Raw genomic sequence first — 15,228 nt, 5'->3', positions numbered from 1 at the left:
CCCCACGACGCCCGCCGACGTGCTGGGATCGTTGCCATGAGATCGCGGTTCCTGCCGTATGCCACCACACCCCGCCGATTGCTGATGCAGCTGCTCAGCGATCTGTTCGTCGCGCTGTGGTTGTTCATCTGGGTGTCGGTCGGGCTCGCCGTGCACTCCGCGGTGGCAACCATTGCCGAGGTCGGCCGGCAGGTGGAGAGCGGGGCCAATGGCATCGCCCACAACCTGGACTCGGCGGGTAACAGCGCCGACGACATCCCCTTGATCGGCGACACGCTGCGCAAACCGCTCACTGCAGCGAGTGAAGGAGCTCTCGATCTCGCCGGGGCCGGGCACCACCTGGATACCACCGCCAGCTGGTTGGCCTGGGTGCTGGCCCTGGCCGTCGCCGCCACGCCGATCCTGGCGGTGGGCATGCCCTGGTTGTATCTGCGGGTGCGCTTTCTGCGCCGCAAGTTGACGGTGATCTCGCTCGCTTCGACACCGGGCGGCGAGCAGCTGCTGGCGCTGCGCGCGCTCGCGAATCGCCCGCTGCGCAAGCTCACGTCGGTCAGCCTCGACCCCGTCGGCGCGTGGCGCCGCGAGGACGTCATCGCAATCCGTGGCCTGGCCGCCCTCGAACTGCGCTCGGCCGGTATCCGCAAACTGTGATTTCGGCGTGCTCGTCGCCGCTGAGCATTCGGGAGCACGCCGAAGTCGCAACAGGCGGAACCGTTTGGCGTCTTCCGTGGTCCAAGTTCATATGCTCGACGATCTGTTGCGCCAACACGACGGCGTCATCACCCTCGCTCAGGCGCTCGAGTGCGGACTCAGCCACAGTGCGATAAGCCGCCGAGTGCAATCCGGGCACTGGCGCCGCTACGCCCACGGCGTCTACTTCGTTGACGACCGCCCGTTCTCGACCGCAGCACTCATTCGGGCCGCAGTCTGGTCCTACGGTCCTCGCGCCGCCGCGAGCGGTCTGGCCGCTGCGTGGTGGCACGGCATCCTCGGTCGCGAACCCGATGTCGTAGAGGTCACGGTGCCGCGGAACTCGAACGGCCGCAAGCATCCGCGATCGACGGTTCGCCGCCGTGACCTCCAACCCGTCGATATCGTCGAGCACAACGGGCTTCGCGTAACAGCGCTGGCGTTGACGGTCGTCGAGGCGGCTGTACGACGCGGGGGCGGCGCCAGAGTCATGGATACTGGGCTGCAACGTCACCCGGAGTTGCCTGTGCTGTGGCGAGCCCACCTCCGGAACAGAGGCCGATACGGCTCACCTCGCGCTCGAATGCTGCTGCAGGGCGCCGGCGAGGGCACGCGTTCGGCCGCCGAGCGGCTGTTCGCCCGGTTAATGAAAAGCGCAGCTATCACAGGGTGGACAGCCAACCACCCTATCGGCGACTATGTCGTCGATTTCGCGTTCGCCGGGTCGAAGGTCGCCATCGAAATTGACGGGCTTGCCTTCCACACTGGCCCCGACGAATTTCAGAACGACCGAGTACGTCAGAACCGCATCTCGCTGTTGGGGTGGACAGTGCTGCGCTTCACCTGGCAGGACCTCATCGAAGATCCCGAGCGAGTGATCGCCGAGGTCAGACGTGCGATTTCGGCGTGACGACTCGCGCTCAGCGGTCGAACACACGCCGAAATCGCAAGAGACGCAACAGCCCGGCGCAGGCGACGATCAGCCAGACCGCGAACGCAACCCAGAAGAACACCAGGGACACCGTGGCAAGGGCCGCCACTCGGGTCTCGCCCGACATCGCGAAAGTCGCCGCCGAGTACATTCCCAGCGGGAACACCATGGCCCACCACACACCCCTGAACTGCAGAGCGCCCGGGCCTTCGTTGATGCGCCGAATGCCGAAGTACACCAGCACCGGAATCCACGCCGTCGCCAGCGCCCAGGTGATCAGCGTGATGATCTCGATGACGCCGGACGCCCAGACCCGGTGGAGGTGATCGCCGGCCAGCGTGGCGATGGCCAACCCGCCCATCAGGATCCACCCGTCGGGTTCGAAGCCGCCGGGGTCGAGCCGCTCATGGAAAGCTCGCCAGAGGATGAACCCGGTCATCAGCCCGTACACCGCGATGGCCAGCGCCCAGAACAGCAGCGCCACAACGACGATGCGCAGATCTGCCGCGACGATCGCAATGCCGGAGGTGGCGACACTTGCCAACTCCCAGGCGCCGTGAGCGCGGTCGCGCAGTCCGAGCCACCGGTGCTTCCATATCCGCCGGCCTACCGCGGGCACCAGTAACAGCCAACTCAGCAATGCCATAGCGGCGAGCACCCACAGAGCGATCTGGTTCGACGCGAACCGGGCGCCGAGCACCGCGCACGCCGCCACGAAACTGAACAATCGCACCAGGACGTCGGGATCCTCGATCGCGAACACGTTGCCGATCGACCGCGCCGAGAGCCAGGTCAGGACGGGCAGCGCGACGAGCGCCAACGCCGCCAGTACCAGGCTGATCCAGCGATAGCCGTGATCGGCGGCCGCGATCGACACGATGCCCGTCGCCATCACCGCCGCGAACACGTCCGGCGGCGGTTTCAGATCACGCAACGTCCACCATCAGATGACGAATGCCGGTGTGGCGGTTACTCCTGGTCCATTCGACCGGCTCGACCACCCGCACCGTGTGGAACCGTGACAGCATCTCCTCGAACAGGACCCGCAGCTCCAGCCTGGCCAGATTCGCGCCGAGGCAATAGTGCACTCCTTGCCCGAATCCCAGGTGCGGGTTGGGCTTTCGAGCGATGTCGAACAGATCGGGATCGGCGAACACCAGTTCGTCGCGATTGGCCGAACCTTCCCAGATCTGCACTTTGTCCCCCGCAGCGATCGCGCAGCCGCCCAGCTCCACCGCGCGGGTGGCGGTCCTGCGCTTCGACGGCGATGGCGAGGTCCAGCGCACCATTTCCTCGATCGCCGACGGCAAGAGTTCGGTATCGGCGCGTAATGCGGTCCACTGTGCAGGGTTTTCGGCCAATGCCAGCAGCCCGCCGGCGACAGCATTTCGCGTGGTCTCAGCGCCGGCACTGAACAAGAGGCTGAAGAACAGGTACAGCTCCAGGTCCGACATCAGCGGCGCAGAGTCCGACGCCACCGCATTGGCGACGATCGACAGCATGTCGTCGGTCGGCCCGGCGCGTTTCGACGCGATCAGCTCTTGGCCGTAGCTGTACATCCGCGATCCGGCCTCCTCGACCGAGATTCGCGACACCTCAGCAGACCGCGAACCGCCGAAGTCGAATTGCGGTTCGATCGCCTCGAACAACCAGTGCCGTTCGGACTCGGGCACTCCGAGCAGGATGCAGATCATCTGCATCGGTATCTCGGCAGCCACGTCGACCAGGAAGTCGAACGGCCGATCCGCCGGGATATCCGCCAGCAGGCTCCGGGCGCGGGCCCGCAGGTCGTCGGTGATTCGGCCGATCATCCGCGGCGTCAGCCCCGACGACACCAGGCGCCGGATCTGTGCGTGCCGCGGGTCGTCCATCATGTTCAGGACCTGCCCGGCGATCGACAGGTCCTGCAGCAGCGTGCCGCCGTACGGCCGCGCACCTCCGGTGACCGACGAGTACGTCTCCGGATCACGCAAAACCGCAAGGCTTTCCGCATACGTTGCGACGGACCAGAAACCCTCACCGTCCGGGGTGTGTTCAGTGGCCGAATGCCAGTAGACGGGAGCTTCCGCGCGGTGGCGGGCGAACAGCTTATGCGGAAAGCCGAACGCGAAGTTGTCCAGGTCCGTCAGATCCACCCCGGTGAGCAGCCCCATGGTGTTACAGGATCGCGCCCGGGGTGTATTTCGCGGCCTCCGGGTACCTGCTGACCAACTCCGCGACGGCACTGACCACCCGGTCGACCTGATCACCGGCGGCGCCCGTGAACGCTCCGCGATCGGCCAGCGCGGCATCGAGTGCCGCCCGGTCCAGCGGCAGCCGCGGGTCGGCAGCCAGACGATCCAAAAGATCTGGCTCCAAGCCTTTTTCGCGCATTGCCAGGGCGACCGCGACAGCGTGTTCCTTGATCACCTCGTGAGCCGTCTCGCGCCCGACCCCGGCGCGGACCGCGGCGATCAGGATCCGGGTGGTCGCCAAAAACGGCAGGTAACGGTCGAGCTCACGCTGGATCACCGCGGGGTAGGCACCGAATTCGTCGAGCACCGTCAGGAAGGTCTCGATCTGGCCGTCGATTGCGAAGAACGCATCGGGTAGCGCCACCCGGCGGACCACCGAGCAGAAGACGTCGCCCTCATTCCATTGCGCCCCAGCAAGTTCCGCGGCCATGGACGCATACCCGCGCAGCACCACCTGCAGGCCGTTGACCCGTTCGCAGGACCGGGTGTTCATCTTGTGTGGCATCGCCGACGAGCCGACCTGGCCTTCCGCGAAACCTTCGGTGACCAGTTCGTGCCCGGCCATCAGCCGAATGGTGTGCGCGAACGACGACGGGCCCGCACCGAGTTGGACCAGGGCCGAGAGCACGTCATGGTCGAGCGAGCGCGGGTACACCTGCCCGACGCTGTCGAGCACGGAGGCAAAGCCCAGGAACCCGGCCACCCGTGACTCCAGCGCCGCCAGCCGTGTGGTGTCGCCGTCGAACAGATCCAGCATGTCCTGCGCGGTGCCCATCGGGCCCTTGATGCCCCGAAGCGGATAGCGGTCGATCAGCTCGCGCAGCCGAACCAGCGCGACGAGGGTTTCCTGCGCCGCCGATGCGAACCGCTTGCCCAGCGTGGTCGCCTGGGCTGCGACGTTGTGCGAACGTCCAGCCATCACCAGATCCCGGTAAGTCACCGCACGATCGGCGAGGCGGGCCGCGACCGCGATGCCGTGGGCGAACACCAGCTCCAGCGAGCGCCGGATCTGCAGCTGCTCGACGTTCTCGGTCAGATCGCGGCTCGTCATGCCCTTGTGCACCTGCTCGTGACCGGCGAGTGCGTTGAACTCCTCGATCCGGGCCTTCACGTCGTGGCGGGTGACCCGCTCCCGGGCGGCGATCGACGCGAGGTCGACGTCTTCCAACACCCGCTCGTAGTCCGCGACCGCAGTCTCAGAAACAGCGACCCCGAGTTCGGATTGGGCGGTCAGTACCGCCAGCCACAACCGGCGTTCTTCGACGATTTTGGCTTCGGGTGACCAGATCGACACCATGTCGGCGCTGGCGTAGCGGGCGGCCAGGACATTCGGAATGCTGGCGGAGGGAATGCTCACGAATGCCCAGCTTACTGGGGCTGGGCCAAGACCCGATAAGGCAGAGTAGGGCTGTGTTCTTCGTCGGCATCGATCTCGCCTGGGGCGAGCGCAAACCCAGCGGCATCGCCGTCGTCGACGACGACGGCCGGCTCGTGCACGTCGCCGCCGCCCAGGATGACGCGAGCATTCGGGCCGCGGTGGCTCCGTATGTGCAGGGCGACTGCCTGGTCGCCTTCGACGCCCCGCTGGTGGTGACGAATGCGACGGGTCAGCGGCCCAGCGAGGCCGCACTGAATCGCGACTTCGCGAAGTTCGAGGCGGGCGCGCATCCGACGAACACCGGTAAGCCGGAGTTCGCGGGCACTCCGCGGGCGGCGCGACTGGCCACCACGCTCGACCTGGACATCGATACCCAGTCGCGGTCGAGCAGAAGGGCGATCGAGGTCTATCCGCATCCGGCGACGGTCGCGCTGTTCCGGCTGGGCCGCACCCTGAAGTACAAGCAGAAACCCGGACGCAATCTGGCCCAGCTGCGTTCTGAGCTGCTGCGGCTGATGGATCTGATCGAAGGCCTGGCCCAGGCCTCCCCGCCACTGCGGGTTGCCGAGAGCGACACGTGGCGCGATATGCGCCAACAGGTGCAGCTGGCCACCCGCAAAAGCGAGCTGCGCCGGGTTGAGGATCCGGTTGATGCCGTCGTCTGCGCCTACGTCGCCCTCTTCGCGACCCGCCGCCCTGAGGACATCACGGTCTATGGCGACGACGTGACCGGTGCGACGATCACCCCGACCCTGCCGCCCGATCTGCTTCCTGCGCCGCCGGAGCCGACGCCCGGCGCGGTCCGCGACGCCATCGCGATGTTCGCCGAACGCCGACCGGCGCTCATCGACGCCACCGAGCGATATCTGGACCTGGTGACCACCCTGCTCGACGACGCCGGCATCAACTATCTGAGCGTGACGGCACGCACCAAGAGCGTGGCCTCGTTCGCCGCGAAGGCGGACCGCAGCTCGGACGGTCAGCGGCTTTACACCGACCCGTTGGCCGAGATCACCGATCAGATCGGTCTGCGGATCATCACCTATCTGCGCGATGACGTCACCACTGTGGCGAACCTGCTCGGCGAGGAGATGCAGCTCCTCGACGACCGTGACATGGGCCAAGAGACGGCCAGGGAAGGCCGTTGGGGCTATGCCAGCCGGCACCTTCTCGTCGCCGTCGAGGACGAACAGCACCCGGCGTCGATCCAGGTCCGAACCGTCCTGCAGCATGCGTGGGCCGAGTTCGAGCACGACATCCGCTACAAGGGGTCGATTCCGGAGGAGGACGCTCCCGATCTCGACCGCCGTTTCACGTTGGCCGCGGGCCTGTTGGAGCTGGCCGATCGGGAGTTCTCGGCGATCCGCGAGCGACTGAAGTCCTCGCCGCCTGCCGAACAGCCCGGTGAGGCTTCGTTCGCGGACCCGCGGATCGCCACTCCGGTGCTCGCCACCTACCTGGCGAACCGCTTCCCCGATGCCGGCTGGTCGCGCACCGAGCACTACGCCTGGATCTCCGGGCTGTTGCTCGAACTGGGTGTCGATTCCCTCGACGAGCTCGAGGCGTTGCTCAACAGCTTCGACAGCGGCGGGGTCGACGCGAGAATGGGTTATCGCTATCCGGCGGGCGCAGTCCGCCGGCTCGATGACGCACTTCTGGCGCAGTTCGGTGAGCAGTACGTGGCGCTCACCGGGAACGCCCATCGGGCAGCTCAGCTGCAGACGCGACTCGAGAAGCTGCGGCCGGGGACCCATTAGGACTCTTACTCACATCGAATAAAAAGTTTCCTTAAGTTTCTGCTGAGAGGAATAGCTAGGGACTCTAAGAACTTGTACCCCTGTGCATAGGTTCGCTATGAATTGGGAGATCTGAAGATGAAGAGCAGCGAGAAGACGTTGGCCGCCCTGATTGGCGGTAGTGCAGTCGTAGTCCTGGGCGTTCTCGGCGGCACGATCATGCAGACCGCAGCAGGCCCCGGCACCGTGACGAGTTCCGAGATGTCGACCGGCGTGACCATTACCCAGTCCCCGGCCCCCACCGCACCCGCAATCGCCGTGGCCACGCCCGCGATCAAGGGACCCGCGCCGCTTCCGCTCGAGGAGCAGGGTCTGCCTGGCTAGATCGACCTAGCCAGGACCTGAGTCGAGGCTCTCGACGTCAGTGAGGACGTACTGCTGTACCGGACGACCGGACAGCGGCAGCACCAGATACAACGAGGCAACGAGGCAACGAGGCAACGAGGCAACGAGGCAACGAACCCGACGACCGGCAGCCAGGTCGGTGTGCGGAAATGCGCGCCGTCGCCCTGGACTTCGCGCCGCAACACCAGCACCGCGACGTTGACCACGGCGAACACCGCCAGCAGAAGAAGTGACGTCGTACCACCCAGCACCGATATCGCCTTCTCATTGGCGAAGGCATTGCCGTAGAAGATCAGGCCGAACGCGATAGCGGTGGTGAACGCGATCGCCACCCACGGCGTGCGGCGCGACGGATGCACCGTGCCGAGCACCGGTGGCAGCACATGCTGCCTGGCCATCCCGTAGATCAGCCGACTCGCCATCAGTATGTTGATCAGTGCGGTGTTGGCGACCGCGAACATGGAGATGAACGGCAGGATCTGCTCGATCGGCAGGCCGGGCGCGCCCGCCTTCACCACCTCCACCAAGGGCGTCTCGCTGGTCTCCAACGTGCCGATCGGGACGAGGGCGACGGCCACGATCGCAACGACGATGTAGACCACGCCGGCGATGCCGAGCCCGCTCAACAACATCTTCGGGAAGATCCGCACCGGATCCTTGGTCTCCTCGGTCATGTTGACCGAATCCTCGAAGCCGACCATCGCGAAGAATGCCAGCGACGTGGCCGTGGTGACCGCCAGGAAGGCGTTCTTGTTCTCGGCGGTATCGAACGCGACGACGCGGGAGAAGTCGACATTCCCGCCTCGGGTGAACGCCCACAGCCCGACGAAGATGACCAGCATCAGGCCGGTGACCTCGACGATGGTGAGCACCACGTTGAGCTTGACGCTCTCCCCCACGCCGCGCAGGTTCACCGCTGCGACGATCACCATGAAGAACAGTGCGACCGCGACGATTCCGACTGTGCCCCAATCGAATCCAAAGCCCTTGAAGAAATTCGACGCGAAGAACCGTGGTCAGCGCCCCAAACCGGGCCAGTCCTCGGGGGTGTCGGTCAGTTGCGAAACCTGCCGCAGAAAATTGCCCACCTTCGTAGGATCCTCACCGCGCTGCCATCCCACCGTGGTCGGCCGCTGGATGCGGTCATGCCAGAAGTGGCCCGGCGTCGACTGGGGGCGCGTCGCCACCAGCCAGACCGCGGTGTCGGCGCCGTCGACGGCGTCGCGCAACAGCGGGCGGGTGATCGCCCGGAACAGAGGCAGACTCTCGGCGACACCGGGCGTCTCCGCCCAGCCCGGGTGCATGCTTTCGACCCGGACATCGGATCCGGCCAGCCGACGCGCCCACGCATCGGCAAGCACCACCTGCATGCGTTTGGTGCGGGCGTAAGCGCGGATGCCGCTGTAACCGGTGCGGTATTCCAGGTCGTCGTCGATCAGTGGCGAGGTATACATCCCGCCCGAGGACATCCAGACCACCGACGCTCCGCCGGCGGCCATCAGCAGCGGCAGCAGCCCTTCGGTCATCAAATGGGGGCCGAGCACGTGCGTGGCCAACTGCACCTCGTGACCCTGCGCCGACTCTGCCCGCTCGGACGGGATCAATCCGGCGTTGTGCACCAAACCGTGCACGGCGGGAGCCCGGGCGGCCAGGTCGGCGGTCCAGGCCCGGACAGCTTCGAGGTCGGAGACATCGCACAACTCCTCGACGATGACCGCCGACGGCACGCTGCTGCGGATCGTCGCGGCCGACCGACGCACCTTCTCCGCGTTCCGGCCGACCAGATGAACCGTGGCACCGAGCTCGGCGAAGGACTGCGCCATCGCCTCTCCGAGACCCGATGTTGCCCCGGTCACCACCACTCGCTTACCCGCCAGCGCCTGCCTGCCTGGATCATCCGCCCACCACCGCCTGCGCAGCTGAGAGCCAATTTTTGTGTATCCGAAGACGACTGAGCGGTCCAGCGCAGCGTCAACCAGCGAGGTAGCGAGATTCATGATCGAGGAGGTTGCCCTGCGGCTCTGCACTCAAACCCGGGCGGCCCGTTTGGCGCCCACGTCGTAGGGCGCGAGCACATCGATCACGTCGATCAGGGTGGCCCGCGCGGTCGCTCGCGGCGTCTCGCCGTCGCCGACCAACGCCGAAACCACCGCGCCGTCGACCGCGCACATCAGGGCCGACAACAGTTCGGTCCGCACACATCGCCCGGACCGTTCGACCGCTTCGCGGACTGCGGCGCTGCGTTGTCGCAGGATCCGGCGTTGGACATCCCGCAGGGCCGGCTGGCGGGCGCAGGCGATGTAGCGCTCGTACCGGGAGATCAGCTGTTCACTCGGATCGGTGCCAGGGGAATCGTCGACCAGGAGATCGACCAGAACGTCGGCCGTCGACTCGGCGCCCCGGCGGCGGCGCGACAGGGTCGACACTCGGTTGCGTAACAGCGCGGCCTCCTGCATCCCGACGTGCTCGACGGCTGCAGCGATCAGGTCATCCAGCGAGGAGAAATAGTAGGTGGTCGATGCCAGCGGCAACCCGGCCCTGCTGGCAACGGCACGGTGGCGCACCGCCTCGAAACCTCCTTCGCACAGCAACTCGGCGGCAGCACTGACCAGTGCACACCGTCGGCGTTCTCCCTTGGGAGTGACTGCTGCTGTCACGGATAACCATGCTGCCAGCAGCCCAGGTCACGCGGGCACTTTCGGGCAAACCCCGCCCCGATGGCATGATGGCCCGCATGCCAGAGGTGAGCCGTCGCACTGTTCTGCGCCTCGGCGCCGGGGCAGCAGCGGGGGCCGCCGGCGCCTACGCGCTCGGCGGTCTGCTCGGCCCCGGGCCCACCGTCGCCGGCCCGCCGGTGTCGATGACGGGTATCGGCGCTCCACTCGCCCCGCCCGTCGCGCCTGTTCCCTTGGAGCCGGCGCCGGTAGCCACCGCGGCGCCGACGATGGTCACCGGATCGTTCGCCTCCGCGGCGCGCGGGGGCATCGACACCAACTGGGCGATCGCGCGGCCACCGGGCCAGACCACGGCGCTGCGCCCCGTGATCGCCTTACACGGCCTTGGGGGCAGTGCAGCCAGCGTGATGGCGGGCGGCGTCGAGCAGGGGCTGGCCCAGCTGGTCGACGCGGGGCTCCCGCCGTTCGCGGTCGTCAGTGTGGACGGAGCCGGAAGTTATTGGCACAAGCGGGCTTCCGGGGATGACACCGGGTCGATGGTGCTCGACGAACTCATCCCGATGTTAGCGGGCCAGGGCCTGGACATTTCTCGCGTCGGCTTCCTCGGCTGGTCGATGGGCGGCTACGGAGCCCTGCTGCTGGGGGCTCGCCTCGGACCCGCCCGCACCGCGGCAATCACCGCGGTCAGCCCGGCCCTGTGGATGTCCTCCGGCGCCACCGCACCCGGGGCCTTCGACGGGTCCGATGACTTCGCCGCCAACACGGTGTACGGCCTGCCCGCGCTGGCTTCGATCCCGATCAGGATCGACTGCGGCAACAGTGATCCGTTCTATTCAGCGACCAAGCAGTTCATCGCGCAGTTACCCACCCCACCGTCCGGCGGCTTCTCCCCCGGTGGGCATGACGGCGCGTTCTGGAGCGAGCAACTGCCCGCCGAACTGAACTGGATGGCACCGCTTCTCACGGCCTAGTTCGCGAACAACGCTCACGACAGCGAGTAGCGGATCGGCAAGTGCTTGAGCCCGCCGACGAAGATCGTCGCGACATGTTCGGCCCTGCCGGCCAGCTCGATGGACCGTAGTCGCGGGATCAGCGCGGAGAAGAAACTGGTGACCTCCATCCGGGCCAGCGCCGCCCCGAGACAGAAATGCACGCCGTGGCCAAAAGCGATGTGCTTGTTGGGATCCCGGCCGATATCGAAGCGGAAGGGATCGACGAAGATGTCCTCGTCGCGATTGGCCGACACGTAGGACAGCAGCACCGACTCGCCCGCGGCGATCGGTACGCCACGCACCACCGTGTCCGCACGCGCAGTCCGCATGAACTCCTTGACCGGGGTGACCCAGCGGATCATCTCTTCGGTGGCCAGCGGCATCAGGGCCGGATCGTCACGCAGCCGCTGTAGCTGATCGGGGTTCTCGATGAGCGCCTGCAATCCGCCGGAAATCGTGGCGCTGGTGGTGTCGTGTCCGGCGGTGGCAATGATGACGTAGTAGGACACCGTGTCGATATCAGAGAGCGGCTCGCCGTCGATGCGTGCGTTGGAGATCGCCGACGCCAGGTCCTCGGTGGGCGTCGCGCGCCGGGCCGCAGTGAGTTCGTTGAAGTAGGTGAACATCTCGAACAGGGCCATTCCCTGCTCCTCCTTGGTGGTGCCGCGCTGGAGTTCTTCGTCATCGCTGCCGAAGAGTTCCTGGGTGTACTTGAGCATCCGCGGAAAGTCCGACTCCGGCAACCCCAGCAACGACATGATCACGTAGAGCGGGAAATTCACTGCCACCTCTTGGACGAAGTCGCATTCTCCGCCCGCTTCGACCATCCTGTCGACGAACGTGTGCGCCAACTCGTCGACTCGGACCTTTAACGCGCGCATGGCCCTCGGCCGGAACCAGTCGGCGCCGACGGCCCGCGCCACGCGGTGCTGTGGGTCATCCATGTGAATCAGAGTGCTGATCCCCATCGCGTCCTGTTGCGCGTCCGCCTCGGCCGTCATCAGGACGGGTCGCGGGGAATTGGTGAACAGTGCGTCGTCCCGCTCGATCGCCATGATGTCGGCATGCTTGGTGATTGCCCAGAACGGCCGAAAATCGGGCACATCGACGAGGGATACCGGGGCGGTGACACGTAGGTGAGCCAGGGTCGCGTGCAGGCGTGACTCATCGGTATAGGCCTTCGGATCAGCGAACACCGCTGCAGCACCGTCGGCGACGGGATGGGACATCGCGCAACTGTAGCAACTCCCGTAATAGTTACGGTATTGAATTCCGGAGCTTGCGAGCTGCTCGCAGCACTCCGCACCGACGGCACCGACGGCACCGACGGCACCGAGCGCGGTCTCATGCACCCTCCCTGCACGAACAACGCGATCTGTTGAGGCAAAGCGCGAGCGGCCGACGCCATTTCGTGGTCGTCGCGCCCGGCAACCACGAACATCGGGCCGGCGCGCGCCACGGCATCCCGACGCGTTTGCCGATATGAGCCTGAACCTGCGGGCCGAGCCCTAGGATGAATCGGTGGAGACACCGATATCCTTGCTGCGCAACGCGATTCTGGGGACCTGGGAGCTGGAGTCCTTCGTTGCCCGCGACGCGGCCACCGGCGACCTCCGCCACCCGCTGGGCGAACGCCCGCGGGGACTCATCCTCTACACCGAGGACGGTTTTATGTCGGCACAGTTGGCCCCGCAGGCCGATGCCGACACCGAGATCTCTGCCTACATCGCCTACAGCGGCCCGTTTCATCTCGATGAGCAGTCATCGAGCGTGCGCCACGACATGCAGATGGCGACGATGCCGGAGTTGTTGCACCAACCGCAGATTCGACAGGTACACCTGGAGGCGGGACTGCTGATCTTGTCGGCCAGCACGACCGAAGCCGATCGCACCACGGTGAGCACGCTGACGTGGCGGCGACCTTCGGTACTGAAGGAGTAGCACGCCGCTGCCGGGTCCTATACGTTCACGACCGAACCGTGTCGGTGATCCGGTACTGCGCGACGATCGGTTCGAGCTCATCGGGCGTCGCACCGTGCAGGATGACGCTGTCGGCTCCGTACGAGAGTTCCTGCCTGATCCGCGCCACACATTGTTCGGCCGACCCGGTGGCCGAGGGCTCCAGCCACTCGTCGGGGATCAGCGTGGCGATATGTTCGATCTGATCGGCACTGGCTTTGTGGTCGATTCCACCCGGTATGGACTGAACAACCGAGTCTTCCCGGAAGCGTTGCAGGACAGCCGGATCCCACCCGTTGGTACTGACCAGTAGATCGCCGTAACCCTGCAGATAGGTCGCCAGCCGTGCCACCGTCTTCTTCAGCCGCAGCTCCTCGGGCAGATGATCCCCAACTGTGGCGAAACATGACCACACCGTCACACTGTCCGGGTCGCGCCCGGCCCGCTCTGCGGCGTCCTTGACCGTCTTCACCGACCGCTGCAGCGTCTCTGGCGTGAAGTAGGTGTGCAGGATGACATCGTCGAATGCCCGGCCGCCGAGGGCGAGTGTCTGTGGACCGAAGGCGACGATGCCCAGCCGGATGTCCTCATCGAAGTCTGGGTCGAGGAACAGGATCTGGTACTTCCCGATGGGCCCGTCGTGGTTGAAGATCATCTCCCCGTGCCAGAGCCTGCGCATCACCTGCGCGAAGTCTTCCATCTGCGCCGTGGTCACCGCGGGCACCCCGAAGGCGTTGTACATCGCAGCGATACCACGTCCGATACCGAGGGTGAACCGGCCCTTGGACAGCCGGTGCATGGTGGTGGCGTACGAGCCGGTGATGAGGGGATGGCGCGTGTTGTGATTGGTTGCAGCGGTGGCGATCTGCATCCTGCTCGTCACCGCGCAGGCCGCGCCGGTGAGCGACGACGCCTCCTTGACGTTCCACCGTTCGGAGATGAACGCCGTACCGAAGCCGAGTTCCTCACCGCGACGAGCCTCGTCCATGAGCGCGGCCGGGCCTTCCCCACCAGCTCCTGCCAGCAGGTAGTAACCCAGTTCGTCGAGCACCCGCGCTTGCGTCACTGCCAAACTCCTTGTTTGTAGCCACAATTCCAGACTTCGGTGATTCTGCCGTCGACCACGCGGAAGATCTCCATACTCCCGACAGTCGCGACGGTGCCGTCCTTCAACGTCATGGGCGACTGGTACACGATTGCGACGTGTTCATCGTCGTCGCCGGCCACGACGAGATTGAGATCGAATCGGATGCTCTCGAACATCTCCCAGCGGTCGGCGATCCGGGCGACGGCCTGCTCGTGGGTCAGACGATGTGACTCGCCGACGTCATGCCGGATCACGCTGTCTCCCAGCAGTTCCTCGGCAAGAGCGAAGTTGCGCTGATTCCAGACCACAAAGTTGTAGAGCTCGACCACCTCACGTGCAGTTCTGGTCGTCGTGCTCACCTGCATGCCTCCAGGGCCTCGATCTTGTCGATGGCTTCGGGGCGCAGCCGCCGAGCCGGTGCGCTATCCCGAACTCCCTCTGTGGATATTTGACGCAAGACAAGCAACATAATTGCTGCATGTCTAATATGCAAGGGTGCCTTCTCCCGCCCGCGGTCTCACTCAACCGCAGCGCGTCGAGATCTCCAGCCGTCGCCTCGTCGAGGCGGCCGCCGAGTTGATTACCGAGAAAGGCTGGGAGGCAACCACAGCCGCGGAGATCGGCCGCCGCGCCGGCTACAGCCGGGCCATGGTGCACGCGCGGTACGGCAGCAAAGACGCCATCCTGGACGCGTTTTTTGAGCACGGCTACGTGCAGCGCGTGCTGCCAGGACCTCAGCCCGCCGCTACCGGGATGGACAACGCGGTGGCACATTTCGGCCGCATACAGGAGTTGTATGCCGAAGACCGAGACTTTCTGCGGGCGATGTTCGTCATGACCTTCGAGGCGGTCAAGACCACCTCACCGGTACGCATGCGGCTGCAGACCTGGCTTGAGCGCGGCGTAGCGGCTGTCGAGGACGGACTGCGAAACGGCATCGTCGACGGCTCCGTTCGGCCCGATATCGACGTAGATCTGGCGGTCAGCGACATCAGCACAGCGGGTTTCGGCATTGCGTTCCACTGGATCGTGATGCCAGACCGGTTCGATCTGGCCCGGGAGCTCGAACGTGCGCGCGCGCGGGCTGTTCGAGATTACGGAGCAACCTGAGCGGTCTCCTCGTGGAAGGCGGCGTCTCCGA

15 protein-coding genes and 1 pseudogene are annotated in these 15,228 nt (G+C 65.9%); 7 read left to right on the top strand and 9 right to left on the bottom strand.

The window, feature by feature from the left end; genetic code table 11:
- Positions 1-36: 36 nt before the first annotated feature.
- Positions 37-651, top strand: a complete 615-nt coding sequence (locus tag H7J73_RS31990; RefSeq protein ID WP_264071863.1) for a hypothetical protein — start codon at positions 37-39, stop codon at positions 649-651.
- Between the two features lie 91 nt (positions 652-742).
- Positions 743-1,600, top strand: coding sequence for a type IV toxin-antitoxin system AbiEi family antitoxin domain-containing protein (locus tag H7J73_RS31985; protein WP_264072024.1), 858 nt, complete (start codon positions 743-745; stop codon positions 1,598-1,600).
- A 10-nt stretch (positions 1,601-1,610) separates the two neighbouring features.
- Here the strand turns inward: H7J73_RS31985 and H7J73_RS31980 are convergent, their stop codons facing one another.
- Genes H7J73_RS31980 through purB form a run of 3 tightly spaced genes read right to left on the bottom strand, consistent with a single transcriptional unit; the run spans position 1,611 to position 5,206 of the window.
- On the bottom strand, positions 1,611-2,546 hold the full coding sequence (locus tag H7J73_RS31980; protein WP_264072023.1) for a tellurite resistance/C4-dicarboxylate transporter family protein: 936 nt from the start codon (positions 2,544-2,546) through the stop codon (positions 1,611-1,613).
- A 1-nt stretch (position 2,547) separates the two neighbouring features.
- Entirely contained in the window at positions 2,548-3,774 is a 1,227-nt protein-coding gene (locus H7J73_RS31975; RefSeq protein WP_264071862.1) for a cytochrome P450, read from the bottom strand.
- A gap of 4 nt (positions 3,775-3,778) precedes the next feature.
- Positions 3,779-5,206 carry an adenylosuccinate lyase gene (gene purB / locus H7J73_RS31970; RefSeq protein WP_264072022.1) on the bottom strand — a complete coding sequence of 476 codons (1,428 nt, stop codon included), beginning with the start codon at positions 5,204-5,206 and terminating at the stop codon, positions 3,779-3,781.
- 59 nt (positions 5,207-5,265) lie between these two features.
- Here purB and relZ point away from each other — a divergent pair, with 59 nt between their 5' ends.
- Complete coding sequence (gene relZ, locus H7J73_RS31965; RefSeq protein WP_264071861.1) at positions 5,266-6,990, top strand: bifunctional ribonuclease/(p)ppGpp synthase; 1,725 nt, start codon at positions 5,266-5,268, stop codon at positions 6,988-6,990.
- A 117-nt stretch (positions 6,991-7,107) separates the two neighbouring features.
- Positions 7,108-7,353: a hypothetical protein gene (locus tag H7J73_RS31960; RefSeq protein WP_264071860.1), complete on the top strand. Its 246-nt coding sequence runs from the start codon at positions 7,108-7,110 to the stop codon at positions 7,351-7,353.
- 42 nt (positions 7,354-7,395) lie between these two features.
- On the opposite strand, the pseudogene H7J73_RS31955 reads toward H7J73_RS31960, so the two are convergent.
- The 3 genes and pseudogenes from H7J73_RS31955 to H7J73_RS31945 all read right to left on the bottom strand — a co-directional run.
- Positions 7,396-8,387 (bottom strand): annotated as a pseudogene (locus tag H7J73_RS31955) (APC family permease); the annotation flags it as partial.
- A 3-nt stretch (positions 8,388-8,390) separates the two neighbouring features.
- Complete coding sequence (locus H7J73_RS31950; protein WP_264071859.1) at positions 8,391-9,371, bottom strand: SDR family NAD(P)-dependent oxidoreductase; 981 nt, start codon at positions 9,369-9,371, stop codon at positions 8,391-8,393.
- 30 nt (positions 9,372-9,401) lie between these two features.
- Positions 9,402-10,031, bottom strand: a complete 630-nt coding sequence (locus tag H7J73_RS31945) for a TetR/AcrR family transcriptional regulator (RefSeq protein WP_264071858.1) — start codon at positions 10,029-10,031, stop codon at positions 9,402-9,404.
- Between the two features lie 65 nt (positions 10,032-10,096).
- Between H7J73_RS31945 and H7J73_RS31940 the strand changes: the two genes are divergently transcribed.
- Positions 10,097-11,020: an alpha/beta hydrolase gene (locus H7J73_RS31940; RefSeq protein ID WP_264072021.1), complete on the top strand. Its 924-nt coding sequence runs from the start codon at positions 10,097-10,099 to the stop codon at positions 11,018-11,020.
- Between the two features lie 14 nt (positions 11,021-11,034).
- On the opposite strand, the gene H7J73_RS31935 is transcribed toward H7J73_RS31940, so the two are convergent.
- The gene (locus H7J73_RS31935) at positions 11,035-12,270 is read right to left on the bottom strand and encodes a cytochrome P450 (RefSeq protein WP_264071857.1); all 1,236 of its coding nucleotides are present in this window, start codon (positions 12,268-12,270) and stop codon (positions 11,035-11,037) included.
- A gap of 292 nt (positions 12,271-12,562) precedes the next feature.
- On the opposite strand from H7J73_RS31935, the gene H7J73_RS31930 reads away from it, so the two are divergent.
- Entirely contained in the window at positions 12,563-12,982 is a 420-nt protein-coding gene (locus H7J73_RS31930) for a lipocalin-like domain-containing protein (RefSeq protein ID WP_264071856.1), read from the top strand.
- Between the two features lie 25 nt (positions 12,983-13,007).
- On the opposite strand, the gene H7J73_RS31925 is transcribed toward H7J73_RS31930, so the two are convergent.
- Both H7J73_RS31925 and H7J73_RS31920 read right to left on the bottom strand, forming a co-directional pair.
- The gene (locus H7J73_RS31925; protein WP_435405622.1) at positions 13,008-14,099 is read right to left on the bottom strand and encodes a TIGR03857 family LLM class F420-dependent oxidoreductase; all 1,092 of its coding nucleotides are present in this window, start codon (positions 14,097-14,099) and stop codon (positions 13,008-13,010) included.
- On the bottom strand, positions 14,063-14,446 hold the full coding sequence (locus H7J73_RS31920; RefSeq protein WP_264071854.1) for a nuclear transport factor 2 family protein: 384 nt from the start codon (positions 14,444-14,446) through the stop codon (positions 14,063-14,065). Before H7J73_RS31920 ends, H7J73_RS31925 begins: the two co-directional genes overlap by 37 nt.
- Before the next feature lie 136 nt (positions 14,447-14,582).
- Here H7J73_RS31920 and H7J73_RS31915 point away from each other — a divergent pair, with 136 nt between their 5' ends.
- Positions 14,583-15,197, top strand: coding sequence for a TetR/AcrR family transcriptional regulator (locus H7J73_RS31915; protein ID WP_264071853.1), 615 nt, complete (start codon positions 14,583-14,585; stop codon positions 15,195-15,197).
- Positions 15,198-15,228: the final 31 nt, after the last annotated feature.

Origin of the sequence: Mycolicibacterium komossense (assembly GCF_025822605.1) — a bacterium.
Classification (GTDB): domain Bacteria; phylum Actinomycetota; class Actinomycetes; order Mycobacteriales; family Mycobacteriaceae; genus Mycobacterium; species Mycobacterium komossense.
Note: the sequence above shows the minus strand (reverse complement) of the source record. Positions and strands in the feature narration are given on the sequence as shown.

What these genes read in the sequence shown, in the direction of transcription:
- H7J73_RS31990 (WP_264071863.1), top strand. Translation starts at nt 37, where the DNA reads ATGAGATCGCGGTTCCTGCCGTATGCCACCACACCCCGCCGATTGCTG.
- H7J73_RS31985 (WP_264072024.1), top strand. Translation starts at nt 743, where the DNA reads ATGCTCGACGATCTGTTGCGCCAACACGACGGCGTCATCACCCTCGCT.
- H7J73_RS31975 (WP_264071862.1), bottom strand. Translation starts at nt 3,774, where the DNA reads ATGGGGCTGCTCACCGGGGTGGATCTGACGGACCTGGACAACTTCGCG.
- H7J73_RS31960 (WP_264071860.1), top strand. Translation starts at nt 7,108, where the DNA reads ATGAAGAGCAGCGAGAAGACGTTGGCCGCCCTGATTGGCGGTAGTGCA.
- H7J73_RS31950 (WP_264071859.1), bottom strand. Translation starts at nt 9,371, where the DNA reads ATGAATCTCGCTACCTCGCTGGTTGACGCTGCGCTGGACCGCTCAGTC.
- H7J73_RS31940 (WP_264072021.1), top strand. Translation starts at nt 10,097, where the DNA reads ATGATGGCCCGCATGCCAGAGGTGAGCCGTCGCACTGTTCTGCGCCTC.
- H7J73_RS31935 (WP_264071857.1), bottom strand. Translation starts at nt 12,270, where the DNA reads ATGTCCCATCCCGTCGCCGACGGTGCTGCAGCGGTGTTCGCTGATCCG.